Source organism: Streptomyces sp. 840.1, from assembly GCF_003751445.1.
Taxonomy (GTDB): domain Bacteria; phylum Actinomycetota; class Actinomycetes; order Streptomycetales; family Streptomycetaceae; genus Streptomyces.
In genome coordinates this window covers 1,304,415-1,327,264 of sequence record NZ_RJUU01000001.1, presented here as the reverse complement: position 1 = coordinate 1,327,264, position 22,850 = coordinate 1,304,415, and the positions used below count along the sequence as shown (strand labels likewise).

Here is a 22,850-nt window from a genome sequence, read left to right as displayed (position 1 = left end):
CTATGACTCACACCGAAGGGACAACCATGGAAGCCAGGGCCCAGGCGCGGTACATCCGCGTCACGCCCATGAAGGCCCGCCGAGTGGTGGACCTCATCCGTGGCATGGATGCCACGGAGGCTCAGGCGGTCCTGCGTTTCGCCCCGCAGGCCGCGAGCGTGCCGGTTGGCAAGGTGCTCGACAGCGCCATCGCCAACGCTGCACACAACTACGACCACCCCGACGCTTCTTCGCTGGTCATCAGCGAGGCGTTTGTGGACGAGGGTCCGACCCTGAAGCGGTTCCGTCCGCGTGCTCAGGGCCGTGCCTACCGGATCCGTAAGCGGACCAGCCACATCACCGTGGTCGTCAGCAGCAAGGAAGGAACCCGGTAATGGGCCAGAAGGTTAACCCGCATGGGTTCCGGCTCGGCATTACCACGGACTTCAAGTCCCGTTGGTACGCCGACAAGCTGTACAAGGACTACGTCAAGGAAGACGTTGCCATTCGTCGCATGATGACGAAGGGCATGGAGCGGGCCGGCATCTCGAAGGTCGAGATCGAGCGCACCCGCGACCGCGTCCGCGTTGACATCCACACCGCCCGTCCGGGCATCGTCATCGGCCGCCGCGGCGCCGAGGCCGATCGCATCCGTGGCGAGCTGGAGAAGCTGACCGGCAAGCAGGTCCAGCTGAACATCCTCGAGGTCAAGAACCCCGAGGTGGACGCTCAGCTGGTGGCCCAGGCCGTCGCCGAGCAGCTCTCCTCCCGCGTCTCCTTCCGTCGTGCCATGCGCAAGAGCATGCAGAGCACGATGAAGGCCGGCGCCAAGGGCATCAAGATCCAGTGCGGCGGTCGCCTCGGCGGCGCCGAGATGTCCCGCTCGGAGTTCTACCGCGAGGGCCGCGTGCCCCTGCACACGCTCCGTGCGAACGTCGACTACGGCTTCTTCGAGGCCAAGACGACCTTCGGCCGCATCGGTGTGAAGGTCTGGATCTACAAGGGCGACGTCAAGAACATCGCCGAGGTCCGCGCCGAGAACGCTGCTGCCCGCGCGGGCAACCGCCCGGCCCGTGGCGGCGCTGACCGTCCGGCCGGCCGCGGTGGCCGCGGTGGCAGCGAGCGTGGCGGTCGCGGCCGCAAGCCGCAGCAGTCGGCTCCGGCCGCCGAGGCCCCCAAGGCCGACGCGCCCGCCGCTGCTCCGGCGGCTGAGAGCACCGGAACGGAGGCCTGACCGAAATGCTGATCCCCCGTAGGGTCAAGCACCGCAAGCAGCACCACCCGAAGCGCAGCGGTATGTCCAAGGGTGGCACGCAGGTTGCGTTCGGCGAGTACGGCATCCAGGCGCTGACCCCGGCGTACGTGACGAACCGTCAGATCGAGTCCGCTCGTATCGCGATGACCCGTCACATCAAGCGTGGCGGCAAGGTCTGGATCAACATCTACCCGGACCGCCCCCTGACGAAGAAGCCTGCCGAGACCCGCATGGGTTCCGGTAAGGGTTCTCCCGAGTGGTGGATCGCGAACGTCAAGCCCGGTCGGGTGATGTTCGAGCTGTCCTACCCGAACGAGAAGATTGCTCGTGAGGCGCTCACCCGCGCTGCTCACAAGCTTCCGATGAAGTGCCGGATTGTTCGGCGCGAGGCAGGTGAGTCGTGATGTCGGCCGGTACCAAGACGTCCGAGCTGCGCGAGCTGGGCAACGAGGAGCTCCTCAACAAGCTCCGCGAGGCCAAGGAAGAGCTGTTCAACCTCCGCTTCCAGGCGGCGACCGGACAGCTCGAGAACCACGGCCGGCTCAAGTCCGTCCGTAAGGACATCGCCCGGATCTACACCCTGATGCGTGAGCGCGAGCTCGGCATCGAGACGGTGGAGAGCGTCTGATGAGCGAGAAGACTGTGACTGAGACGAACACTGACCGCGGTTTCCGTAAGACCCGTGAGGGTCTGGTCGTCAGCGACAAGATGGACAAGACCGTCGTCGTCGCTGTCGAGGACCGCGTCAAGCACGCGCTGTACGGCAAGGTCATCCGCCGTACGAACAAGCTCAAGGCTCACGACGAGCAGAACGCCGCCGGTGTCGGCGACCGCGTCATCCTCATGGAGACCCGGCCGCTGTCCGCCACGAAGCGTTGGCGCGTCGTCGAGATCCTCGAGAAGGCCAAGTAATTCCTGAGGGGCATTCCCCTCAGGCAGGTTCCGCCAGGCTCGGTGGGGAGCCTTCGTAAGTCACTTACGGAGCTCCCCACCGGGAACCGGCAGACGATCAGGAGATAGACGTGATCCAGCAGGAGTCGCGACTTCGCGTCGCCGACAACACGGGTGCGAAGGAAATTCTCACCATCCGTGTTCTCGGTGGCTCGGGTCGCCGCTACGCGGGCATCGGTGACGTCATCGTCGCCACCGTCAAGGACGCGATCCCCGGTGGCAACGTGAAGAAGGGTGACGTCGTCAAGGCCGTCATCGTTCGCACCGTCAAGGAGCGTCGTCGTCAGGATGGCTCGTACATCCGCTTCGACGAGAACGCCGCCGTCATTCTGAAGAACGACGGCGACCCCCGCGGCACCCGTATCTTCGGCCCGGTGGGCCGTGAGCTGCGCGAGAAGAAGTTCATGAAGATCATCTCGCTCGCGCCGGAGGTGCTGTAAGCATGAAGATCAAGAAGGGCGACCTGGTTCAGGTCATCACCGGCAAGGACAAGGGCAAGCAGGGCAAGGTCATCGTTGCCTACCCCGCTCAGGACCGCGTCCTCGTCGAGGGTGTCAACCGGGTCAAGAAGCACACGAAGGCCGGTCAGACCGCTCGCGGTTCGCAGACCGGTGGCATTGTGACGACCGAGGCCCCCGTCCACGTCAGCAACGTGCAGCTGGTTGTTGAGAAGGACGGCAACAAGGTCGTTACTCGCGTCGGCTACCGCTTTGACGACGAGGGCAACAAGATCCGCGTTGCCAAGCGCACCGGTGAGGACATCTGATGACTACCACCACAGCGCCGCGTCTCAAGACGCGCTACCGCGAGGAAATCGCCGGCAAGCTGCGTGAGGAGTTCTCCTACGAGAACGTCATGCAGATCCCCGGTCTGGTCAAGATCGTGGTCAACATGGGTGTGGGCGACGCCGCCCGCGACTCCAAGCTGATCGATGGCGCCGTGCGCGACCTCACCACGATCACCGGCCAGAAGCCCGCCGTCACCAAGGCCCGCAAGTCGATCGCGCAGTTCAAGCTGCGCGAGGGGCAGCCGATCGGCTGCCACGTCACCCTCCGTGGTGACCGCATGTGGGAGTTCCTGGACCGTACGCTGTCGCTCGCGCTTCCGCGTATCCGTGACTTCCGTGGCCTGTCGCCGAAGCAGTTCGACGGCCGTGGCAACTACACCTTCGGTCTCACGGAGCAGGTCATGTTCCACGAGATCGACCAGGACAAGATCGACCGGGTCCGGGGCATGGACATCACCGTGGTCACCACGGCGACCAATGACGACGAGGGTCGTGCCCTCCTTCGTCACCTCGGCTTCCCGTTCAAGGAGAACTGACCGTGGCGAAGAAGTCCCTGATCGCTAAGGCCGCCCGCAAGCCGAAGTTCGGCGTCCGCGGGTACACCCGCTGCCAGCGCTGCGGCCGGCCCCACTCCGTCTACCGCAAGTTCGGCCTGTGCCGCGTGTGCCTTCGTGAGATGGCTCACCGTGGCGAGCTGCCGGGCGTGACCAAGAGCTCCTGGTAATCCTCCTTCGCCCTTTGGGCGTTGGGATTATCCGGAAGCTCTCGGTAAGTATCTGGTCGGCAGGAGCCCGGCCCCACATGCCGTAGGCTTGTGTGGTTGGGCGCCTGCCGCCCTAGACCGACTTACTACGCCGTAGGTCCCCGCACCGCACCCGTCCCGCCACTGAGTGGGGAGAGGGATGGCGCATACAGGAAACCCCGGCGAGAGAGGCCGAAGGCCAACTCATGACCATGACTGATCCCATCGCAGACATGCTCACGCGTCTGCGTAACGCGAACTCGGCGTATCACGACGACGTCAAGATGCCGCACAGCAAGATCAAGTCGCACATCGCGGAGATCCTCCAGCAGGAGGGCTTCATCACCGGCTGGAAGGTCGAGGACGCCGAGGTCGGCAAGAGCCTCGTTCTCGACCTGAAGTTCGGTCCGAACCGCGAGCGTTCGATCGCCGGCATCAAGCGTATTTCGAAGCCGGGTCTGCGTGTATACGCAAAGTCCACCAATCTGCCGAAGGTTCTGGGCGGCCTGGGCGTGGCGATCATCTCCACGTCCCACGGTCTCCTGACCGGCCAGCAGGCCAGCAAGAAGGGCGTAGGTGGGGAAGTCCTCGCCTACGTCTGGTAGTCGGGAACGGAGGAAAAGCTCATGTCGCGAATCGGCAAGCTCCCCATCCAGGTTCCCGCCGGTGTGGACGTCACCATCGATGGCCGCACGGTCGCGGTGAAGGGCCCCAAGGGTTCCCTCTCGCACACCGTCGCAGCGCCGATCGAGGTCACCAAGGGTGAGGACGGCGTTCTGAACGTCGTCCGCCCGAACGACGAGCGTCAGAACAAGGCCCTTCACGGCCTGTCCCGCACGCTGGTGGCGAACATGATCACCGGTGTGACCCAGGGATACATCAAGGCGCTCGAGATCAGCGGTGTCGGTTACCGCGTCCAGGCGAAGGGCTCCAACCTGGAGTTCGCCCTGGGCTACAGCCACCCGATCCTCATCGAGGCCCCCGAAGGCATCACCTTCAAGGTCGAGTCGCCCACGAAGTTCAGTGTCGAGGGCATCGACAAGCAGAAGGTCGGCGAGGTTTCGGCGAAGATCCGCAAGCTGCGGAAGCCTGACCCGTACAAGGCCAAGGGCGTCAAGTACGCCGGCGAGGTTATCCGCCGCAAGGTCGGAAAGGCGGGTAAGTAAGCCATGGCATACGGTGTAAAGATCGCCAAGGGCGACGCCTACAAGCGTGCCGCCCTCAAGCGCCGCCACATCCGCGTCCGGAAGCACATCTCCGGTTCGCCCGAGCGTCCGCGCTTGGTTGTGACGCGTTCGAACCGCCACATGGTCGCTCAGGTCATCGACGACATCGCGGGCCACACGCTCGCGTCGGCGTCGACGCTCGACGCTTCCATCCGCGGCGTCGAGGGTGACAAGAGTGCCCTCGCCAAGCAGGTCGGGGCCCTGGTCGCCGAGCGCGCCAAGGCCGCAGGCGTCGAGGCCGTCGTGTTTGACCGCGGTGGTAACCAGTACGCCGGGCGGATTGCCGCTCTGGCTGACGCCGCCCGTGAAGCCGGGCTGAAGTTCTAAGCCCCGGTTCCTACGCACAGCGGACGTAACAGAGAGAGGTAATTCCAATGGCTGGACCCCAGCGCCGCGGAAGCGGTGCCGGTGGCGGCGAGCGGCGGGACCGGAAGGGCCGTGACGGCGCCAGCGCCGCCGAGAAGACCGCGTACGTCGAGCGTGTCGTCGCGATCAACCGTGTCGCCAAGGTCGTGAAGGGTGGTCGTCGCTTCAGCTTCACCGCGCTGGTCGTGGTGGGCGACGGTGACGGCAGCGTCGGTGTCGGATACGGCAAGGCCAAGGAAGTTCCCGCGGCCATCGCCAAGGGCGTTGAAGAGGCCAAGAAGAGCTTCTTCAAGGTTCCGCGTATCCAGGGCACCATCCCGCACCCGATCCAGGGCGAGAAGGCCGCGGGCGTTGTCCTGCTCAAGCCTGCTTCCCCCGGTACCGGTGTGATCGCGGGTGGCCCCGTGCGCGCCGTGCTCGAGTGCGCCGGCGTTCACGACATCCTGTCGAAGTCGCTCGGTTCTTCGAACCCGATCAACATCGTGCACGCGACGGTGGCGGCCCTCCAGGGCCTGCAGCGTCCCGAGGAGATCGCGGCCCGCCGCGGTCTGCCCCTCGAGGACGTGGCCCCGGCCGCTCTGCTTCGTGCCCGAGCGGCGGGTGTGTGATGGCTCGCCTCAAGATCACGCAGACCAAGTCGTACATCGGCAGCAAGCAGAACCACCGCGACACCCTTCGTTCGCTCGGGCTCAAGCGCCTGCACGACGTGGTTGTCAAGGAGGACCGCCCCGAGTTCCGCGGAATGGCTAACACCGTCCGCCACCTCGTGACGGTTGAGGAGGTCGACTGACATGGCGGAGAACCAGCCGCTGAAGGCCCACGACCTCCGGCCTGCCCCGGGCGCCAAGACCGCCAAGACCCGTGTGGGTCGAGGCGAGGCGTCCAAGGGTAAGACCGCCGGACGTGGCACCAAGGGCACCAAGGCCCGCTACCAGGTTCCGGAGCGCTTCGAGGGTGGGCAGATGCCCCTCCACATGCGTCTCCCGAAGCTCAAGGGCTTCAAGAACCCGTTCCGCACCGAGTACCAGGTCGTGAACCTGGACAAGCTCGCGACGCTCTACCCGCAGGGTGGAGAGGTCACGGTGGCCGATCTGGTCGCCAAGGGCGCTGTGCGCAACAACCACCTCGTCAAGGTCCTCGGACAGGGCGAGATCTCCGTGGCACTGCAGGTTTCGGTTGACGCCGTCTCCGGCTCCGCCAAGGAGAAGATTGCCGCTGCCGGCGGCACCGTCACCGAACTGGTCTGAGACAACTCGGACACATTGGTGGCCTGAACATCCGACCGGGGATGCCTCTCATATGGGGCATCCCCGGTTGGTCGTTCCTAGGGGGGCATGTACGCCGGTAAGGTGGCGTCCGTTGCTGTGGTAAGCCCTGGACGCATGTCGTCCGGGGACCTTTGACTGTTACGTATTCGTCAATCCTCAAGACCGTCACCTCTACGCATCGCGCGGGGGTCGCAGGAGGCACCGTGCTCACCGCGTTCGCCCGGGCGTTCAAGACGCCCGACCTGCGCAAGAAGCTGTTCTTCACGCTCGGCATCATCGTGCTCTACCGGCTCGGGGCGCATATCCCGGTCCCGGGGGTGAGCTACGAGAACGTCCAGACCTGTGTTGATCAGGCAAGCAAGGGCAACAACAGCCTCTTCGGCCTGGTGAACATGTTCAGCGGTGGTGCACTGCTGCAGATCACGATCTTCGCGCTCGGCATCATGCCGTACATCACGGCCAGCATCATTCTTCAGCTGCTGACCGTGGTGATTCCCCGACTCGAGGCGCTCAAGAAGGAGGGGCAGTCCGGCCAGGCAAAGATCACGCAGTACACGCGTTATCTGACGGTCGCACTCGCCATCCTGCAGGGCACCGGCCTGGTGGCCACCGCACGCAGCGGTGCGCTCTTCAGCGGCTGCCCGGTCGCTGACCAGATCGTCCCGAACGACTCGCTCTTCACGACCATCACCATGGTCATCACGATGACCGCCGGCACCGCCGCCGTCATGTGGCTCGGTGAGCTGATCACCGACCGCGGCATCGGCAACGGCATGTCGATCCTGATGTTCATCTCGATCGCCGCCAGCTTCCCCGGCGCCCTGTGGGCCATCAAGACGAGCGGCAAGCTCGCCGACGGCTGGATCGAGTTCGGCACCGTCATCCTGATCGGCTTCGTGATGGTGGCCCTCGTGGTCTTCGTCGAGCAGGCCCAGCGCCGCATTCCGGTGCAGTACGCGAAGCGCATGATCGGCCGCAGGTCCTACGGTGGTACGTCCACCTATATCCCGCTGAAGGTGAACCAGGCGGGTGTGATTCCCGTCATCTTCGCCTCTTCGCTGCTCTACATCCCGGCCCTGATCGTCCAGTTCTCCAACTCCCAAGCGGCTTGGGCGACCTGGATCAAGGACCACTTCGTCAAGGGCGACCACCCGTACTACATCACCGCGTACTTCCTGTTGATCGTCTTCTTCGCCTTCTTCTATGTGGCGATCTCGTTCAACCCCGAGGAAGTCGCGGACAACATGAAGAAGTATGGTGGCTTCATCCCGGGTATCCGGGCTGGTCGACCTACTGCCGAGTACCTGAGCTACGTGCTCAACAGGATCACTTGGCCGGGCTCGCTGTACCTGGGTCTGATCGCTCTGGTGCCAACGATGGCGTTGGCAGGCTTCGGTGGCGCTAACCAGAACTTCCCGTTCGGCGGGACGAGCATCCTCATCATCGTGGGTGTGGGTCTGGAAACCGTGAAGCAGATTGAGAGTCAGCTCCAGCAGCGCAATTACGAAGGGTTCCTCCGCTGATGCGAATCGTCCTCGTCGGCCCGCCGGGTGCCGGCAAGGGAACGCAGGCTGCGTACCTTGCCAAGAACCTGTCGATTCCGCACATCTCCACGGGCGACCTCTTCCGCGCCAACATCAGCCAGGGCACTGACCTTGGCAAGCAGGCCCGCGCCTACATGGACGCGGGGCAGCTGGTGCCGGACGAGGTCACGATCGGGATGGCCAAGGACCGGATGTCCCAGTCGGACGCGGTCAACGGCTTCCTGCTCGACGGCTTCCCGCGCAACGTGGGCCAGGCCGAAGCCCTTGATGTGATGCTCAAGGACGAGGGCGTAGAGCTGGACGCGGTTCTCGATCTCGAGGTCCCCGAGGACGAGGTCGTGAAGCGGATCGCGGGCCGTCGCATCTGCCGCAACGAGAGCGCGCACGTGTTCCACGTGACGTACAACCCGCCGAAGACCGAGGGTGTCTGCGACACCTGCGGCGGCGAGCTGTACCAGCGCGACGACGACAGCGAAGAGACGGTCCGCACCCGGCTCGAGGTCTACCACACCCAGACCGAGCCGATCATCGACTACTACAGGGCTCAGGACCTGGTGGTCACCATCTCCGCGCTCGGCAAGGTCACCGATGTGACCGAGCGGGCCATGGAGGCGCTCAAGAAGCCCGACGAGGCCTGAGAGCGAACCCGTAGTACCTGTCATTCGGCCGCGGCGTCCCTGGGCGCCGCGGCCGAGTGCGTGCGGCCGTATCGTTGAGTAGGCCGCCCCGTCCCGTATGCAGAAAGGCGCCGCGCAATGGTGCAGATCAAGACCCCCGAGCAGATCGCGAAGATGCGTGAGGCGGGGCTGGTGGTCGCTGCCATTCACGCGGCCACCCGAGAGGCCGCCGTTCCCGGCGCCACCACGATGGACCTGGACCAGGTCGCCCGCAAGGTGATCGCCGACCACGGTGCGAAGTCGAACTTCCTCGGTTACGGCGGATTCCCCGCGACGATCTGCACCTCGGTCAACGAGGTCGTCGTCCACGGCATCCCGGACGAGAAGACCGTCCTCAAGGACGGCGACATCATCTCCATCGACGCCGGCGCGATCATCGACGGCTGGCACGGCGACGCTGCCTACACGGCCTTCGTGGGCACCGGTCACGCTCCGGAGCTCGTCGAGCTGTCCCGGGTGACCGAGGAGTCGATGTGGGCCGGCATCGCGGCGATGAAGGTGAACAACCGCCTGGTCGACATCTCGCGGGCGATCGAGTCCTACATCCGCCGCCAGCCCCGCCCGTCGACCGGTAAGTACGGCATCGTCGAGGACTACGGCGGCCACGGCATCGGCACCGAGATGCACATGGACCCGCACCTGCTGAACTACGTCGCCCGCAAGCGCGGCAAGGGCATCAAACTGGTCCCGGGCGTCTGCCTGGCCATCGAGCCGATGGTCTCCCTCGGCACGGCCCGCACCGAGGTGCTGGCCGACGAGTGGACCGTGATCACGACCGACGGCAGCTCGTCCTCCCACTGGGAGCACTCCATCGCCCTCACGGAGCAGGGCCCGCTGGTGCTCACCGCGCCGGACTGCGGCCGCGAGAGGCTCGCGCAGTACGGCATCGAGGCGGCGCCGGACCCGCTGGGCTGAATGGTGCGCACCGTGCTCGCCGGGGTGATTGGCGGTGGCCCGGAGGTCTAAGGATCTCGGCGGTGGGCAAACTTGACGGATTCGTCTTTTGGAGTCCGCTGACGTAGACTGACTCGTCGGCTCTCGTGCATCAGTGTGCCCGTATGTGTGCACACGACGGTACGGAGCCGATCAAGGTAGCCGATTCGAAAGGCGAAGCGTGGCCAAGAAGCAAGGTGCCATCGAAATTGAGGGCACCGTGATCGAGTCTCTCCCGAACGCCATGTTCAGGGTGGAGCTCCAGAACGGTCACAAGGTCCTCGCGCACATCAGCGGGAAGATGCGGATGCACTACATCCGAATCCTTCCCGATGACCGGGTCGTCGTGGAGCTCTCCCCGTACGACCTGACGCGTGGCCGGATCGTCTACCGCTACAAGTAGATCTTGCCCACATTCCGCTGCGGCGGGGTGCTGGCACTGACCCGGAGAACCTGACATCCCATGAAGGTCAAGCCGAGCGTCAAGAAGATCTGCGACAAGTGCAAGGTGATCCGCCGTCACGGTCGGGTCATGGTCATCTGCGACAACCTGCGCCACAAGCAGCGCCAGGGCTGACGCACGACCCCCTGCATCTCGCAGACTTCGCGCGACGCACGTAAACGTACATACGCAGTGCCCGTCCAAGCCACGGCTGACGACACCTCCGGCGGGGGCCGGAGACCCGGGCGTACCACCTCTCCCCGTGAGAGGTCGGCGGTCGGGAGCGGCACTGCGGAAGACCCCCGAAATAACAACTGGAGCCATTGAATGGCACGCGTTTCAGGTGTTGACATCCCGCGCGAAAAGCGCGTGGAGGTTGCCCTCACCTACGTCTTCGGTATCGGGCGCACCCGGTCCAAGGAGATCCTCGCCACCACCGGCGTGAACCCGAACACCCGCGTTCGTGACCTGGCCGAAGAGGACCTGGTCAAGATCCGCGAGTACGTGGACGCCAACCTGCGCACCGAGGGTGACCTCCGCCGCGAGATCCAGGGCGACATCCGCCGCAAGATCGAGATCGGCTGCTACCAGGGCATTCGTCACCGCCGTGGTCTGCCGGTGCACGGCCAGCGCACCAGCACGAACGCGCGTACCCGCAAGGGCCCGCGTCGCGCCATCGCCGGTAAGAAGAAGCCGGGCAAGAAGTAGTCCTCAGCGGACGCACTGCGAAGGTCCGGGTCCCCGGGCATCCGCAGCATCCAGCGGTCTTCGCTGTAGGACCGATCACCTCCCCTCTCCATCTGGAGTAAAGACATGCCCCCCAAGGGTCGTCAGGGCGCAGCCAAGAAGGTGCGTCGCAAGGAAAAGAAGAACGTCGCTCACGGCCACGCGCACATCAAGAGCACGTTCAACAACACCATCGTCTCGATCACGGACCCCTCGGGCAACGTGATCTCCTGGGCCTCCGCCGGCCACGTCGGCTTCAAGGGCTCGCGCAAGTCCACCCCCTTCGCCGCGCAGATGGCCGCCGAGTCGGCCGCCCGCCGCGCGCAGGAGCACGGCATGCGCAAGGTCGACGTCTTCGTGAAGGGTCCGGGCTCCGGCCGCGAGACCGCGATCCGCTCCCTCCAGGCCACGGGCCTCGAGGTCGGTTCGATCCAGGACGTCACCCCGACGCCGCACAACGGCTGCCGTCCGCCGAAGCGTCGCCGCGTCTGATGCGCCACGGCCGGTGACGGCCGTGCGTCAGTAGCGTGGGTACGGGCGGTATGCCCCCTACGGGGGTGTGCCGCCCGTATCCTTGTTTCATCTGTCGGGCGTCAAATAGTGGTCGCCCACGACTGAAGGATTCACACATGCTTATCGCTCAGCGTCCGTCGCTGACCGAAGAGGTCGTCGACGAGTTCCGCTCGCGGTTCGTCATCGAGCCGCTGGAGCCGGGCTTCGGCTACACGCTCGGTAACTCTCTTCGCCGCACGCTCCTCTCCTCGATCCCGGGCGCCGCTGTCACCAGCATCCGGATCGACGGCGTTCTGCACGAGTTCACCACCGTGCCGGGTGTCAAGGAGGACGTCACCGACCTCATCCTCAACATCAAGCAGCTGGTCGTCTCCTCGGAGCACGACGAGCCGGTCGTGATGTACCTGCGCAAGCAGGGTCCCGGCCTGGTCACCGCTGCCGACATCGCCCCGCCGGCCGGTGTCGAGGTCCACAACCCGGACCTCGTCATGGCCACCCTGAACGGCAAGGGCAAGCTGGAGATGGAGCTGACCGTCGAGCGCGGTCGCGGCTACGTCTCCGCCGTCCAGAACAAGCAGGTGGGCCAGGAGATCGGCCGGATCCCGGTCGACTCCATCTACTCGCCGGTGCTCAAGGTCACGTACAAGGTCGAGGCGACCCGTGTCGAGCAGCGCACCGACTTCGACAAGCTGATCGTCGACGTCGAGACCAAGCAGGCCATGCGTCCCCGTGACGCCATGGCGTCGGCCGGTAAGACCCTGGTCGAGCTGTTCGGTCTGGCGCGCGAGCTCAACATCGACGCCGAGGGCATCGACATGGGCCCCTCGCCGACGGACGCCGCGCTCGCCGCCGATCTGGCGCTGCCGATCGAGGAGCTGGAGCTCACGGTCCGCTCGTACAACTGCCTCAAGCGCGAGGGCATCCACTCGGTGGGCGAGCTCGTGGCCCGCTCCGAGGCGGACCTGCTCGACATCCGCAACTTCGGTGCGAAGTCGATCGACGAGGTCAAGGCGAAGCTGGCCGGTATGGGCCTGGCGCTGAAGGACTCGCCTCCCGGCTTCGACCCGACCGCCGCCGCCGACGCGTTCGGTGCGGACGACGACGCGGATGCCGGTTTCGTGGAGACCGAGCAGTACTGAGTCGCCTCCGGCTGGGGTGCGTGTCTTTGATGCGTGCCCCGGGCCGGGCGAGGGCTCTGTCCTCAATCGCCGGACGGGCTTGATTTTGGGCTCGTACGCGAGGGTTTTGTCCTCAATCGCCGGACGGGCTTGAGTTCGCTCGGGCCCTCCGGCACCTGAACTTCCGCGTGGCGTCCGCCGCGCGGGAACTGACACCGGTACCTGATACGGCCGGTGCAGCACACAAGGAGAAATACCATGCCTCAGCCCGCCAAGGGCGCCCGTCTGGGCGGCAGCGCTGCGCACGAGAAGCTTCTTCTCAACAACCTCGCGAAGTCGCTGTTCGAGCACGGCCGCATCACCACGACCGAGGCCAAGGCCCGCCGCCTGCGTCCGGTCGCCGAGCGTTTCATCACCAAGGCGAAGAAGGGCGACATCCACAACCGTCGCCTGGTGCTGCAGTCGATCACGGACAAGGGCATCGTGCACACGCTCTTCACCGAGATCGCCCCGCGGTACGAGAACCGCCCCGGTGGTTACACCCGCATCACCAAGATCGGCAACCGTCGTGGCGACAACGCCCCGATGGCCGTCATCGAGCTGGTCGAGGCCCTGACCGTGGCGCAGGCTGCCACCGGTGAGGCCGAGGCCGCCACGAAGCGCGCGGTCAAGGAAGACGCCCAGAAGAAGGACGAGACCCCGGTCGAGTCCGTCGAGGACGCCAAGCCGGCCGACGCCGACGCGGAGTCCAAGGACGCCTGAGCGTTCTGAGACCACGGAACGGGCCCGCATCACCCTTCGGGGCGGTGCGGGCCCGTTCTGCTGTGTGCCGTGTGGTGTGTACGGATCTTGAGAGGATCGCTGGTGAGTGACGTAGTGGAGCCCGGTTTCGTACGGGTGCGGCTGGACCTGGCGTACGACGGCAAGGACTTCTCGGGCTGGGCGAAGCAGACGAGCCGGCGCACCGTCCAGGGCGAGATCGAGGACGCCCTGCGTACCGTGACGCGCTCCTCGCGGACGTACGACCTGACCGTGGCCGGGCGCACCGACGCCGGGGTGCACGCGCGCGGCCAGGTCGCGCACGTGGACCTGCCGGACGGGGTGTGGGCCGAGCACGCGGACAAGCTGCTGCGTCGCATGGCCGGGCGGATGGCGCCCGATGTGCGGATCATGCGGATCGCGGAGGCGCCGGCGGGGTTCAACGCGCGCTTCTCGGCGCTGTGGCGCAGGTACGCCTACCGGGTCGCGGACCGGCCGGGCGGTGTGGACCCGCTGATCCGGGGTCATGTGCTGTGGCACGACCGGCCGTTGGACGTCGACGCGATGAACGAGGCGGCGGCGCTGATGACCGGGGAGCACGACTTCGCGGCGTACTGCAAGAAGCGCGAGGGTGCGACGACCATCCGGACGCTGCAGAAGCTGAGTTGGGCGCGTGACGAGGCGTCGGGCGTGATGACGGCGACCGTGCAGGCCGACGCGTTCTGCCACAACATGGTGCGGGCGCTGATCGGGGCCGCGCTGTTCGTGGGAGACGGGCGGCGGCCGGCGGCCTGGCCGGCCGAGGTGCTCGCGGCCCGGGTGCGGGACCCCGGCGTGCACGTGGTGCGGCCGCACGGACTGACGCTGGAGGAAGTCGCTTACCCGGCCGATGAGTTGCTGGCCGCGAGGGCTGTCGAGGCCCGTAACGTGCGGACGCTGCCGGGGGCCGGCTGCTGCTGAGCGGACGGCCCCAGGACGGCTCTCGTGCGGTCGCGTCGGGCGGCGGGGTCAGGTGGCGGGCGCGGTGGCGGCCGCCGAGGCCTGGACCTCGCCGCGGTGGCGGATCTGGCGGAAGGTGAAGTCCGTCAGGTCGTTCCCGGCGGTGAAGACGTTCTTGTCGGCCTTGGTGACGCTCTTGCCGTTGGTGAAGCCGCTGATCGCGAAGTAGGCGTACCGGCCGTAGGAGTTGGCGGTGCGGCGGCAGACGGCGCCGCCCCGGCAGAAGGTTGGCACCCCCGCGCCGCTGAGTGACGCGATGCTGCCGGAGGCCTGCTGGGCGGCCTTCTTGGCCTGGGCCTCGGTCTCGAAGACCGCCAGCCCGATGGTCACGGCCACCCCGCCTCGGCTGTACGTGGCCCGGATGACCTGGTCGCAGCCGTTGCCGGCGAGGATCGAACCGAGCGCGCCCTGAGTGGTGGCGGCGCATGTGGCGGTCTGATTGGTGGCGCCCTTGGCGTAGCCCCGGTCGCCCATCTTCAGCTGCTTGCCGGGGAAGAAGGCGTCGGCGCTGACGGGAGCCCGGTCCTTCTTCACGTCGGATATGTAGTCCTTGGGATCCGGCGGGGGCGGCGGCTGCACCGCGGAGAAGGACGGCTCGGGCTCGGCGGTCTGGCTCGGCAGGTCCGTCGCCGACGGCAGCTGGCTCGCGTTCTTCCCCCCGGAAGCGCTGGTGTCGTCCTTGTCGGTCTTGATGACCGCCGTCGCCACGATCGCCGCGACGGCGGCGGTGGCGAGCGCGCCCCCGCCGATCATCAGCCACCGCTTGCGCCTGGTCCGTGACGCGGACTGATCGGCCAGAGCCGCCCAGTCCGGAGTCCCGCTCTCCCCTGGCCCCCAGGAGGGCCCCCCTTGCCCAAAGCTCATGCGGCGAATCCTAGCGCCGCGCGAAACCGGTTGGGCCAGAGCCTGGCGGGCCGTGACAATGCTCTGCATGGGACATCTTGAAGCAGGCCATCTGGAGTACTACCTACCGGACGGGCGGGTGCTGCTCGGCGATGCTTCGTTCCGGGTGGCGGACGGGGCGGTGGTCGCCCTCGTCGGGGCGAACGGCGCCGGGAAGACCACGCTGCTGCGGCTGCTCGCCGGTGAGCTCCAGCCGCACGGCGGCTCGGTCTCGGTGAGTGGCGGGCTCGGCGTGATGCAGCAGTTCGTCGGCTCGGTGCGCGACGAGCGCACGGTGCGCGACCTGCTGGTCTCCGTCGCCCAGCCCCGTATCCGGGAGGCCGCGCAGGCCGTCGACCGGGCCGAGGAGAAGATCCTCACCGTGGACGACGAGGCCGCGCAGATGGCGTACGCGCAGGCGCTGAGCGACTGGGCCGAGGCGCGCGGGTACGAGGCCGAGACCGTCTGGGACATGTGCACGACGGCGGCGCTCGGCGTCCCGTACGAGAAGGCGCAGTGGCGCGAGGTGCGCACGCTCTCCGGCGGTGAGCAGAAGCGGCTGGTGCTGGAGGCGCTGCTGCGCGGCCCGGACGAGGTGCTGCTGCTCGACGAGCCGGACAACTATCTGGACGTCCCCGGGAAGCGCTGGCTGGAGGAGAAGCTGAAGGAGACCCGTAAGACGGTCCTCTTCGTCTCCCACGACCGGGAGCTGCTGTCCCGGGCCGCCGAGAAGATCGTCAGCGTGGAGCCCAGCGCGGCCGGCAGCGACGTGTGGGTGCACGGTGGCGGCTTCGCCACGTACCACCAGGCCCGCAAGGAGCGGTTCGCGCGCTTCGAGGAGCTGCTGCGGCGCTGGGAGGAGGAGCACGCCCGGCTGAAGGCGCTCGTCCTGCGGATGCGGCAGCAGGCGGCGAACAGCCCCGACATGGCGAACCGCTACCACGCGATGCAGACCCGCTTCAAGAAGTTCGAGGACGCCGGACCGCCGCCGGAGCCGCCCCGGGAGCAGGACATCCGGATGCGGCTGCGTGGCGGCCGGACCGGGATGCGGGCGGTGACCTGCAAGAACCTGGAGCTGACCGGCCTGATGAAGCCGTTCGACCTGGAGATCTTCTACGGGGAGAGGGTCGCCGTCCTCGGATCGAACGGGTCGGGCAAATCGCACTTCCTGCGGCTGCTGGCCGGCGAGACGGTGGCGCACACGGGGGAGTGGAAGCTCGGGGCGAGGGTGGTGGCCGGCCACTTCGCGCAGACCCACGCCCACCCGGAGCTGCTCGGCAAGACGCTCGTCGAGATCCTGTGGACGGAGCAGGCCAAGGACCGGGGCGGCGCGATGTCCGTGCTGCGGCGGTACGAGCTGGAGCGGCAGGGGGACCAGCCCTTCGAGAAGCTGTCCGGCGGCCAGCAGGCCCGCTTCCAGATCCTGCTCCTGGAGCTGGCCGGTACGACGGCGCTGCTGCTGGACGAGCCGACCGACAACCTGGACCTGGAGTCGGCCGAGGCGCTCCAGGACGGCCTCGAGGTCTACGACGGCACGGTGATGGCCGTCACCCACGACCGCTGGTTCGCGAAGTCCTTCGACCGGTACCTGGTCTTCGGCTCCGACGGGGTCGTACGGGAGACGGCGGAGCCGGTCTGGGACGAGCGGCGGGTGGAGCGGGCCCGGTAGCGGCCTGGGCGGGCCGGGGCGTTTTGACCGGTCCGGGGCGCGGCGGGTAGTGTCGAGGTTTGTTATACGTATGGGCCGCGTCGTTCTCGCACGAAGGACCGCCCCTACGTAGGTTCTCTGGAGCAGTTACCAGTGGCTCGCATACGGGCGTCGTTCCCGGCATTGTGAGCCCCAGCTGCATGATCGCTTCAGAGGTGTGTCGTGTGTATGGACCCCATCCACTGAAGAAGCGAAGGCTACGAAGTGCGTACGTACAGCCCCAAGCCCGGCGATGTCACTCGCCAGTGGCACATCATTGACGCCGAGGACATCGTCCTGGGCCGTCTGGCCACCACGGCCGCGAACCTCCTCCGAGGCAAGCACAAGGCGATCTACGCCCCCCACATGGACATGGGCGACTTCGTCATCATCATCAACGCCGAGAAGGTTCACCTCTCCGGCAACAAGAAGACCCAGAAGATGGCGTACCGCCACTCCGGGTTCCCGGGCGGTCTGCGCTCCGTGCGCTACGACGAGCTTCTCGCGAAGAACCCCGAGAAGGCTGTCGAGAAGGCCATCAAGGGCATGATCCCCAAGAACACTCTGGGCCGCCAGATGATCTCGAAGCTCAAGGTCTACGCGGGCGACCAGCACCCGCACGCTGCTCAGCAGCCGGTCCCGTTCGAGATCACCCAGGTCGCGCAGTAGTTCCGGCCTCCCCCTAAGACGTACAGAAAGATCTGAGGAGAATCGTGGCCGAGACCACTGCAGAGACGCCCGTCGAGGGCACCGAGGTCACCGAGGGCGAAGAGACCTTCGCCGAGGTGACCACCTTCGAGTCCGAGGTGCCCGTCGAGGGCGAGTACACCTCGGAGTCGCTCGTGGGCCGCTTCGGCGACCCGCAGCCCGCGGCCGGCCTGGGCCGTCGCAAGAACGCCATCGCCCGCGTCCGGATCATCCCGGGCACCGGCAAGTGGAAGATCAACGGTCGCACCCTTGAGGACTACTTCCCCAACAAGGTGCACCAGCAGGAAGTCAACGAGCCCTTCAAGGTGCTCGAGCTCGACGGCCGCTACGACGTCATCGCCCGCATCTCGGGTGGCGGCGTCTCCGGCCAGGCCGGTGCCCTGCGCCTCGGTGTCGCCCGTTCGCTGAACGAGGCGGACGAGGACAACAACCGCGCCACGCTGAAGAAGGCCGGCTTCCTCTCCCGCGACGACCGTGCGGTCGAGCGCAAGAAGGCCGGTCTCAAGAAGGCCCGTAAGGCCCCGCAGTACAGCAAGCGCTAAACCGCCTGCTCATCAGCGTTACTCGTTCGCCCCGGCGGCACACCTCGTGCTGCCGGGGCGTTCGTTTATTGACAGCCTCGGGCATATAACGGCATAAGACGTTCATACGCCCGTGGACTGCCTGGTCTGTTTTTTTGCGTTTCGGAGCACCTTCGGAGGACACCAGTGGGACGACTCTTCGGCACGGACGGCGTGCGCGGTGTCGCCAATGCGGACCTGACGGCCGAGCTCGCGCTCGGCCTCTCGGTCGCTGCGGCGCACGTACTGGGCGAGGTGGGCACCTTCGAGGGCCACCGGCCGACGGCCGTGGTCGGCAGAGACCCCCGCGCCTCCGGAGAGTTCCTGGAGGCCGCCGTGGTGGCGGGCCTCGCCAGCGCCGGCGTCGACGTCCTGCGGGTCGGCGTCCTGCCGACCCCCGCCGTGGCTTACCTCACCGGGGCGCTGGGCGCCGACATCGGCGTGATGCTCTCCGCCAGCCACAACGCCATGCCGGACAACGGCATCAAGTTCTTCGCCCGGGGCGGCCACAAGCTCGCCGACGAGCTGGAGGACCGCATCGAGACGGTCTACGAGCAGCACCGCACCGGCGAGCCGTGGGCCCGCCCCACCGGCGCCGGAGTCGGCCGGATCAACGACTACGCGGAGGGCTTCGACCGTTACGTCGCTCACCTCATCGGCGTACTGCCCAACCGGCTCGACGGCCTGAAGGTCGTACTCGACGAGGCGCACGGTGCCGCGGCCCGCGTCTCGCCCGAGGCCTTCGCCCGCGCCGGGGCCGAGATCGTCACGATCGGCGCCGACCCGGACGGCCTGAACATCAACGACGGCTGCGGCTCCACGCACCTGGAGCTGCTCCGCGCCGCCGTCGTCGAGCACGGCGCCGACCTCGGCATCGCGCACGACGGCGACGCCGACCGCTGCCTGGCCGTGGACGCCTCGGGCGAGGAGATCGACGGCGACCAGATCCTGGCCGTCCTCGCCCTCGCGATGCGCGACGCCGGGCAGCTCCGCAAGGGCACCGTGGTCGGCACCGTGATGTCGAACCTCGGCTTCAAGATCGCCATGGAGCGGGAGGGCATCGAGCTCGTCCAGACCGCGGTGGGCGACCGCTACGTCCTGGAGTCGATGAAGGACAAGGGCTACGCGCTGGGCGGCGAGCAGTCCGGCCACGTCATCGTCCTGGACCACGCCACGACCGGCGACGGCACGCTGACCGGCCTGATGCTGGCGGCCCGGGTCGCCGCCACCGGCCGTACGCTCGCCGAGCTGGCCGGTGTGATGGAGCGCCTGCCGCAGGTCCTCATCAACGTGCCGGACGTCGACAAGTCCCGCGTGGCCACCTCCCCGGAGCTGGCCACGGCGGTGGCCGAGGCCGAGCGCGAGCTGGGCGCCACCGGACGGGTGCTGCTGCGCCAGTCGGGCACGGAGCCGCTGGTCCGGGTCATGGTCGAGGCGGCCGACATCGAGCAGGCGCGCGCGGTGGCGGGCCGGCTGGCCGACGTGGTGAAGTCCGCGCTGGGCTGAGCGGCAGCGACGGGCCCCGCGACGGGGCCTTGTACGGGGCCTGGGACGGGGCTGGACCGGCGGGGAGATCCGCAGGTCCGGCCCCGTCGCCGTGTCAGCTCACCCGGGTGGTCGTGGGCGCCACGCGCGCACCCCGGTCGCGGGCCAGCCGCCACAGGGCCTTCTGCACCAGCAGCGTCAGGGTCCCCGCCAGCACGATCCCTCCGAGGTTGGCCAGCAGCTGTTTCGTGGAGCCGGTCATCTGGCCGTAGTCGCTGTAGCTGAACGCCACCGCCGCGTTGGCCGCGGCCGGCACGGTCGTCACCGAGATCGCGACGCCGATCAGCGCCCCGGACTTGGCCGAGGTGAGGGAGAGCGTCCCGGCGATGCCCGCCAGGAACGCCACCACGAACGACATCCAGTCCGGCTGCCAGACGAACGCCGTATTGGGCCGGTCCGCCTCGATCATCGCCTCCGTGAACAGCCCGAGTACGTCCATCAGCCAGGCGAAACCGGCCGTCAGCACCATCGCGGCGGCGAAACCGCCGACCAGCGCCAGCAGTGAGCGCCACACCAGCCGCGGCGCCCGCTGCACCAGGGCGGTGGAGATCCCGGCCAGCGGCCCGAACTCCGGGCCCACCGCCATCGCGCCCACGATCAGGATCGCGTTGTCGAGCATCACACCGCAGGCGGCGAGCATCGTCGCGACCGCGAGGAACGCCACGTAGGTGACGCTGAACGTCGACTCCTCGTGGGTCGCCTCCGACAGCTCCTCCCACAGCACCGCGTCCGCGCCCTCGCCCGGTGCGTCCTCCTCGGCCCGCTCGGCGCGTGCGGACAGCGTCAGATCCATGTTCTCGACGGTGATCGACCCGTATGTGTCGACCCCGAGCTCCCGCAGTGCTCCGATCAGCTCGTCGCCCGCCTCCCGCGCCACGTCGCACAGCACGACGTCGCCGACCGGATCACGCGCGACCCCCGGCAGCACCACAAGATGAGCGGTCCCGACGGTTCGCTCCAGCAGGTCCGTCACTTCGTCCGTGCGGCCGGTGGGCACGATGAGACGCAGATGCAGCACGGGGCTCCTCGGGGATGGATCCTGCGCTCAGAGTTTGCGCAGCGACAGCCGCTGGACCTTGTGATCGGGGCCCTTGCGGAGCACCAGGGTGGCACGGCCCCGGGTCGGTGCGACGTTCTCGACCAGATTCGGTTTGTTGATGGTCCGCCACATCGTCGCGGCGTACTCCATCGCCTCCGCTTCGGAGACCTGGGTGTACTTGCGGAAGTACGAGGACGGGTCCTGGAACGCCGTCGCGCGCAGCTTGCGGAAGCGGTTGAGGTACCAGGTCTCGATGTCCTCGGGCCGCGCGTCCACGTACACGCTGAAGTCGAAGTAGTCCGCCAGCCCGACCCTGGTGCGGCCGTCCTTGCCGGGCAGCGCGGGCTGGAGCACGTTCAGCCCCTCGACGATGAGGATGTCGGGGCGCCGGACCGTGAGCCGCTCGCCGGGCACGATGTCGTAGATCAGGTGCGAGTAGACGGGGGCGGTCACCTCGTCCTTGCCGGCCTTGATGTCCGCGACGAAGCGGGTCAGGGCGCGCCGGTCGTAGGACTCCGGGAAGCCCTTGCGCGACATCAGCCCGCGCGCGTGGAGCTCTTTCATCGGCAGCAGGAACCCGTCCGTGGTCACCAGCTCCACCCGGGGGTGCTCCGGCCAGCGGGCCAGCAGCGCCTGGAGGATACGGGCACTGGTGGACTTGCCCACCGCGACGCTGCCCGCGACCCCTATGACGAACGGCGTCCCGCGCTGCGCCCCGTGCCCGTTTCCCGCGTCCCCCAGGAAGGTGTTCAGCGCGCCGCGCAGCCCGGAGGTGGCCTGCACGTACAGGTTGAGGAGCCGGGAGAGCGGCAGGTAGACGTCGCGCACCTCGTCCAGGTCGATGACGTCCCCGAGCCCGCGCAGCCGTTCCACCTCCTCGGCGGTCAGCGGCAGCGGTGTCTTGTCCCGCAGGGCGCTCCACTCCGCTCGGGAGAGGTCGACGTACGGCGTCGCGGCGTGCTCGGCGCGTCGGTTCGTGCTCCGTGTCGGCGAAGTGATCACGGGTTCATTGTCGCGGGAGTTCGACAGGAGTTCGAACGGGGCGGGGGGTGGGGTCGGTCACGTGGCGGGCCGCGTCCGGAGCCAGTACGAGCGGGCCGCGATCGTCAGGGCGATGCCGTAAACGGCGAAGGCGACCATCCCAATCCAGCTGACCAGCAGCGCGTCGCCCGAGGAGTGGAAGTCGCCGCGCCGCATCGTCACTACGCCGGCCGTGGCCAGGGCCAGGTATCCGACCCCCACAACGCCGTACGGGGCGAGCGTGGCGGCGCCGAGCAGGGCCGGGGCGAGCGGGAGCCAGCGCGGCACGCGTCGGCCGTGAAGGAACAGCGTCCAGCGCGGGAAGACCTGCCCCCACGGGCGGACCAGCCCCCAGAGCAGGAAAACGCCGAGCACTGCCAGTAGCGCGGTGGGGTCCAGGCCCCAGGACTCCAGGGTGAGGAAGAGCCCCGAGGCGCCGTTCCGCTCCGAGACCGCGAGCATCTCCTCACCGGTGATCCCCGCGAACGTTTCGCCGGACGCCCAGACCAGCTTCATCGCCGCGTACGGGACAAAGGCCAGTGACCCTGCCCAGGCAGCGACTTGGACGAACTGCGGTGCAGCGGACGGCGCCCGTACGGCAGTACCGGCGGGCCGGCGGCCGGACCGGGCCGTGGCCGCGAGCAGGGCCGCCCCGACCGCCGCCAGGGCCTTGTTCGCAGCGGAGGCCCAGCTGTCCACTCCCTGACCGAGCATCAGCGTGATCACATCCATCAGCAGGCTGAACGCGGTGATCCCGGCCAGCCCGCAGGCCACCCAGAGCATCACCCGTAACCCTGGCCGCAGCCCGTACAGCACCACCGCTCCGCAGACCGACGTCGTCAGCACACCCACCGCCACGACCGCCCAACCCAGCCCGGAGGCACCTGAGTCGCCGCCGTGGTAGAGCAAGGAGGTCCCGCTCAGCACGCACGCCAGGCCGAAGCCGGCGTACAGCACCGCCCACAGCATCGTTACCCAGGCCACCCTGCGCGGCCATCGCTGCCACCAGGCGCTCCGGAGCGCGTTCAATGTCCGTTCATCACCGGTCATGTTCCCAACGGTCCATCGACCGCGGCGGGGCGGCGTCAGCCGCCGGAATGATCTCCCTCCCCCTGACGGGTGAG

The 22,850-nt window shown here is 67.6% G+C and carries 33 protein-coding genes; 29 read left to right on the top strand and 4 right to left on the bottom strand.

Translation table 11 applies throughout. The annotated features are described in order from the left end of the window. Positions 1 to 26 precede the first annotated feature (26 nt). From rplV to truA, 25 genes are all read left to right on the top strand, one after another. Positions 27 to 374 carry a 50S ribosomal protein L22 gene (gene rplV / locus EDD93_RS06065; RefSeq protein WP_073733141.1) on the top strand — a complete coding sequence of 116 codons (348 nt, stop codon included), beginning with the start codon at positions 27 to 29 and terminating at the stop codon, positions 372 to 374. Continuing rightward, on the top strand, positions 374 to 1,213 hold the full coding sequence (rpsC, locus tag EDD93_RS06060) for a 30S ribosomal protein S3 (protein ID WP_123524186.1): 840 nt from the start codon (positions 374 to 376) through the stop codon (positions 1,211 to 1,213). The genes rplV and rpsC overlap by 1 nt, the downstream gene beginning before the upstream one ends. A 5-nt stretch (positions 1,214 to 1,218) precedes the next feature. Then, a complete protein-coding gene (rplP, locus tag EDD93_RS06055) occupies positions 1,219 to 1,638 on the top strand; it encodes a 50S ribosomal protein L16 (RefSeq protein WP_003966953.1) in 420 nt (139 codons plus the stop codon). Beyond that, positions 1,638 to 1,862, top strand: a complete 225-nt coding sequence (gene rpmC, locus EDD93_RS06050; protein ID WP_024494976.1) for a 50S ribosomal protein L29 — start codon at positions 1,638 to 1,640, stop codon at positions 1,860 to 1,862. The genes rplP and rpmC overlap by 1 nt, the downstream gene beginning before the upstream one ends. Next, entirely contained in the window at positions 1,862 to 2,146 is a 285-nt protein-coding gene (gene rpsQ, locus EDD93_RS06045; protein ID WP_024494977.1) for a 30S ribosomal protein S17, read from the top strand. Before rpmC ends, rpsQ begins: the two co-directional genes overlap by 1 nt. Positions 2,147 to 2,256: 110 nt before the next feature. Beyond that, positions 2,257 to 2,625, top strand: coding sequence for a 50S ribosomal protein L14 (rplN, locus tag EDD93_RS06040; protein WP_003966950.1), 369 nt, complete (start codon positions 2,257 to 2,259; stop codon positions 2,623 to 2,625). 2 nt (positions 2,626 to 2,627) lie between these two features. Next, the gene (rplX, locus tag EDD93_RS06035; protein WP_018550616.1) at positions 2,628 to 2,951 is read left to right on the top strand and encodes a 50S ribosomal protein L24; all 324 of its coding nucleotides are present in this window, start codon (positions 2,628 to 2,630) and stop codon (positions 2,949 to 2,951) included. Beyond that, on the top strand, positions 2,951 to 3,508 hold the full coding sequence (gene rplE, locus EDD93_RS06030) for a 50S ribosomal protein L5 (RefSeq protein ID WP_018550615.1): 558 nt from the start codon (positions 2,951 to 2,953) through the stop codon (positions 3,506 to 3,508). Before rplX ends, rplE begins: the two co-directional genes overlap by 1 nt. 2 nt (positions 3,509 to 3,510) lie before the next feature. After that, positions 3,511 to 3,696, top strand: coding sequence for a type Z 30S ribosomal protein S14 (locus EDD93_RS06025; protein WP_024491590.1), 186 nt, complete (start codon positions 3,511 to 3,513; stop codon positions 3,694 to 3,696). A 224-nt stretch (positions 3,697 to 3,920) separates the two neighbouring features. Continuing rightward, positions 3,921 to 4,319: a 30S ribosomal protein S8 gene (gene rpsH / locus EDD93_RS06015; protein WP_024491591.1), complete on the top strand. Its 399-nt coding sequence runs from the start codon at positions 3,921 to 3,923 to the stop codon at positions 4,317 to 4,319. Between the two features lie 21 nt (positions 4,320 to 4,340). Next, entirely contained in the window at positions 4,341 to 4,880 is a 540-nt protein-coding gene (gene rplF, locus EDD93_RS06010; RefSeq protein ID WP_024491592.1) for a 50S ribosomal protein L6, read from the top strand. A 3-nt stretch (positions 4,881 to 4,883) separates the two neighbouring features. Further along, positions 4,884 to 5,267: a 50S ribosomal protein L18 gene (rplR, locus tag EDD93_RS06005; protein ID WP_024491593.1), complete on the top strand. Its 384-nt coding sequence runs from the start codon at positions 4,884 to 4,886 to the stop codon at positions 5,265 to 5,267. Positions 5,268 to 5,314: 47 nt separating this feature from the next. Further along, complete coding sequence (rpsE, locus tag EDD93_RS06000; protein WP_024491594.1) at positions 5,315 to 5,914, top strand: 30S ribosomal protein S5; 600 nt, start codon at positions 5,315 to 5,317, stop codon at positions 5,912 to 5,914. Then, on the top strand, positions 5,914 to 6,096 hold the full coding sequence (rpmD, locus tag EDD93_RS05995; RefSeq protein ID WP_024491595.1) for a 50S ribosomal protein L30: 183 nt from the start codon (positions 5,914 to 5,916) through the stop codon (positions 6,094 to 6,096). Before rpsE ends, rpmD begins: the two co-directional genes overlap by 1 nt. Position 6,097: 1 nt before the next feature. Beyond that, on the top strand, positions 6,098 to 6,553 hold the full coding sequence (gene rplO / locus EDD93_RS05990) for a 50S ribosomal protein L15 (protein WP_123524185.1): 456 nt from the start codon (positions 6,098 to 6,100) through the stop codon (positions 6,551 to 6,553). 224 nt (positions 6,554 to 6,777) lie between these two features. Next, positions 6,778 to 8,097 carry a preprotein translocase subunit SecY gene (secY, locus tag EDD93_RS05985; protein WP_123524184.1) on the top strand — a complete coding sequence of 440 codons (1,320 nt, stop codon included), beginning with the start codon at positions 6,778 to 6,780 and terminating at the stop codon, positions 8,095 to 8,097. Then, the gene (locus tag EDD93_RS05980; protein WP_123524183.1) at positions 8,097 to 8,756 is read left to right on the top strand and encodes an adenylate kinase; all 660 of its coding nucleotides are present in this window, start codon (positions 8,097 to 8,099) and stop codon (positions 8,754 to 8,756) included. The genes secY and EDD93_RS05980 overlap by 1 nt, the downstream gene beginning before the upstream one ends. A gap of 117 nt (positions 8,757 to 8,873) precedes the next feature. Beyond that, the gene (gene map, locus EDD93_RS05975; protein WP_123524182.1) at positions 8,874 to 9,710 is read left to right on the top strand and encodes a type I methionyl aminopeptidase; all 837 of its coding nucleotides are present in this window, start codon (positions 8,874 to 8,876) and stop codon (positions 9,708 to 9,710) included. A gap of 199 nt (positions 9,711 to 9,909) precedes the next feature. Further along, complete coding sequence (infA, locus tag EDD93_RS05970; protein WP_014047798.1) at positions 9,910 to 10,131, top strand: translation initiation factor IF-1; 222 nt, start codon at positions 9,910 to 9,912, stop codon at positions 10,129 to 10,131. A gap of 60 nt (positions 10,132 to 10,191) precedes the next feature. Beyond that, positions 10,192 to 10,305 carry a 50S ribosomal protein L36 gene (gene rpmJ / locus EDD93_RS05965; RefSeq protein WP_003956441.1) on the top strand — a complete coding sequence of 38 codons (114 nt, stop codon included), beginning with the start codon at positions 10,192 to 10,194 and terminating at the stop codon, positions 10,303 to 10,305. Between the two features lie 192 nt (positions 10,306 to 10,497). Continuing rightward, positions 10,498 to 10,878 carry a 30S ribosomal protein S13 gene (gene rpsM / locus EDD93_RS05960; protein ID WP_014047799.1) on the top strand — a complete coding sequence of 127 codons (381 nt, stop codon included), beginning with the start codon at positions 10,498 to 10,500 and terminating at the stop codon, positions 10,876 to 10,878. Between the two features lie 105 nt (positions 10,879 to 10,983). Beyond that, positions 10,984 to 11,388 carry a 30S ribosomal protein S11 gene (rpsK, locus tag EDD93_RS05955; protein ID WP_003956432.1) on the top strand — a complete coding sequence of 135 codons (405 nt, stop codon included), beginning with the start codon at positions 10,984 to 10,986 and terminating at the stop codon, positions 11,386 to 11,388. Between the two features lie 137 nt (positions 11,389 to 11,525). Continuing rightward, a complete protein-coding gene (locus EDD93_RS05950) occupies positions 11,526 to 12,548 on the top strand; it encodes a DNA-directed RNA polymerase subunit alpha (RefSeq protein WP_024491600.1) in 1,023 nt (340 codons plus the stop codon). Positions 12,549 to 12,785: 237 nt separating this feature from the next. After that, positions 12,786 to 13,289: a 50S ribosomal protein L17 gene (gene rplQ / locus EDD93_RS05945; RefSeq protein WP_123524181.1), complete on the top strand. Its 504-nt coding sequence runs from the start codon at positions 12,786 to 12,788 to the stop codon at positions 13,287 to 13,289. A 102-nt stretch (positions 13,290 to 13,391) separates the two neighbouring features. Continuing rightward, positions 13,392 to 14,246 (top strand): tRNA pseudouridine(38-40) synthase TruA, encoded by an 855-nt coding sequence (truA, locus tag EDD93_RS05940; protein WP_123524180.1) that lies wholly within the window; start codon positions 13,392 to 13,394, stop codon positions 14,244 to 14,246. Positions 14,247 to 14,294: 48 nt separating this feature from the next. On the opposite strand, the gene EDD93_RS05935 is transcribed toward truA, so the two are convergent. Beyond that, complete coding sequence (locus EDD93_RS05935) at positions 14,295 to 15,149, bottom strand: hypothetical protein (protein ID WP_123524179.1); 855 nt, start codon at positions 15,147 to 15,149, stop codon at positions 14,295 to 14,297. A 67-nt stretch (positions 15,150 to 15,216) separates the two neighbouring features. On the opposite strand from EDD93_RS05935, the gene EDD93_RS05930 reads away from it, so the two are divergent. From EDD93_RS05930 to glmM, 4 genes are all read left to right on the top strand, one after another. Next, positions 15,217 to 16,836, top strand: coding sequence for an ABC-F family ATP-binding cassette domain-containing protein (locus tag EDD93_RS05930; RefSeq protein WP_123527604.1), 1,620 nt, complete (start codon positions 15,217 to 15,219; stop codon positions 16,834 to 16,836). 243 nt (positions 16,837 to 17,079) lie between these two features. Then, positions 17,080 to 17,523: a 50S ribosomal protein L13 gene (gene rplM / locus EDD93_RS05925; RefSeq protein ID WP_024490227.1), complete on the top strand. Its 444-nt coding sequence runs from the start codon at positions 17,080 to 17,082 to the stop codon at positions 17,521 to 17,523. Between the two features lie 44 nt (positions 17,524 to 17,567). Continuing rightward, positions 17,568 to 18,104 (top strand): 30S ribosomal protein S9, encoded by a 537-nt coding sequence (gene rpsI, locus EDD93_RS05920; RefSeq protein WP_024490228.1) that lies wholly within the window; start codon positions 17,568 to 17,570, stop codon positions 18,102 to 18,104. Between the two features lie 165 nt (positions 18,105 to 18,269). Beyond that, positions 18,270 to 19,628, top strand: a complete 1,359-nt coding sequence (gene glmM / locus EDD93_RS05915; protein WP_123524178.1) for a phosphoglucosamine mutase — start codon at positions 18,270 to 18,272, stop codon at positions 19,626 to 19,628. 94 nt (positions 19,629 to 19,722) lie between these two features. Here the strand turns inward: glmM and EDD93_RS05910 are convergent, their stop codons facing one another. From EDD93_RS05910 to EDD93_RS39520, 3 genes are read right to left on the bottom strand one after another with little or no spacing between them, the layout of a single operon-like run. Beyond that, positions 19,723 to 20,685 carry a DUF389 domain-containing protein gene (locus EDD93_RS05910; protein ID WP_123524177.1) on the bottom strand — a complete coding sequence of 321 codons (963 nt, stop codon included), beginning with the start codon at positions 20,683 to 20,685 and terminating at the stop codon, positions 19,723 to 19,725. Positions 20,686 to 20,712: 27 nt separating this feature from the next. Then, positions 20,713 to 21,708: a type I pantothenate kinase gene (coaA, locus tag EDD93_RS05905; RefSeq protein ID WP_123461081.1), complete on the bottom strand. Its 996-nt coding sequence runs from the start codon at positions 21,706 to 21,708 to the stop codon at positions 20,713 to 20,715. A 57-nt stretch (positions 21,709 to 21,765) separates the two neighbouring features. Next, a complete protein-coding gene (locus tag EDD93_RS39520; protein WP_260255634.1) occupies positions 21,766 to 22,776 on the bottom strand; it encodes a hypothetical protein in 1,011 nt (336 codons plus the stop codon). Positions 22,777 to 22,850 lie beyond the last annotated feature (74 nt).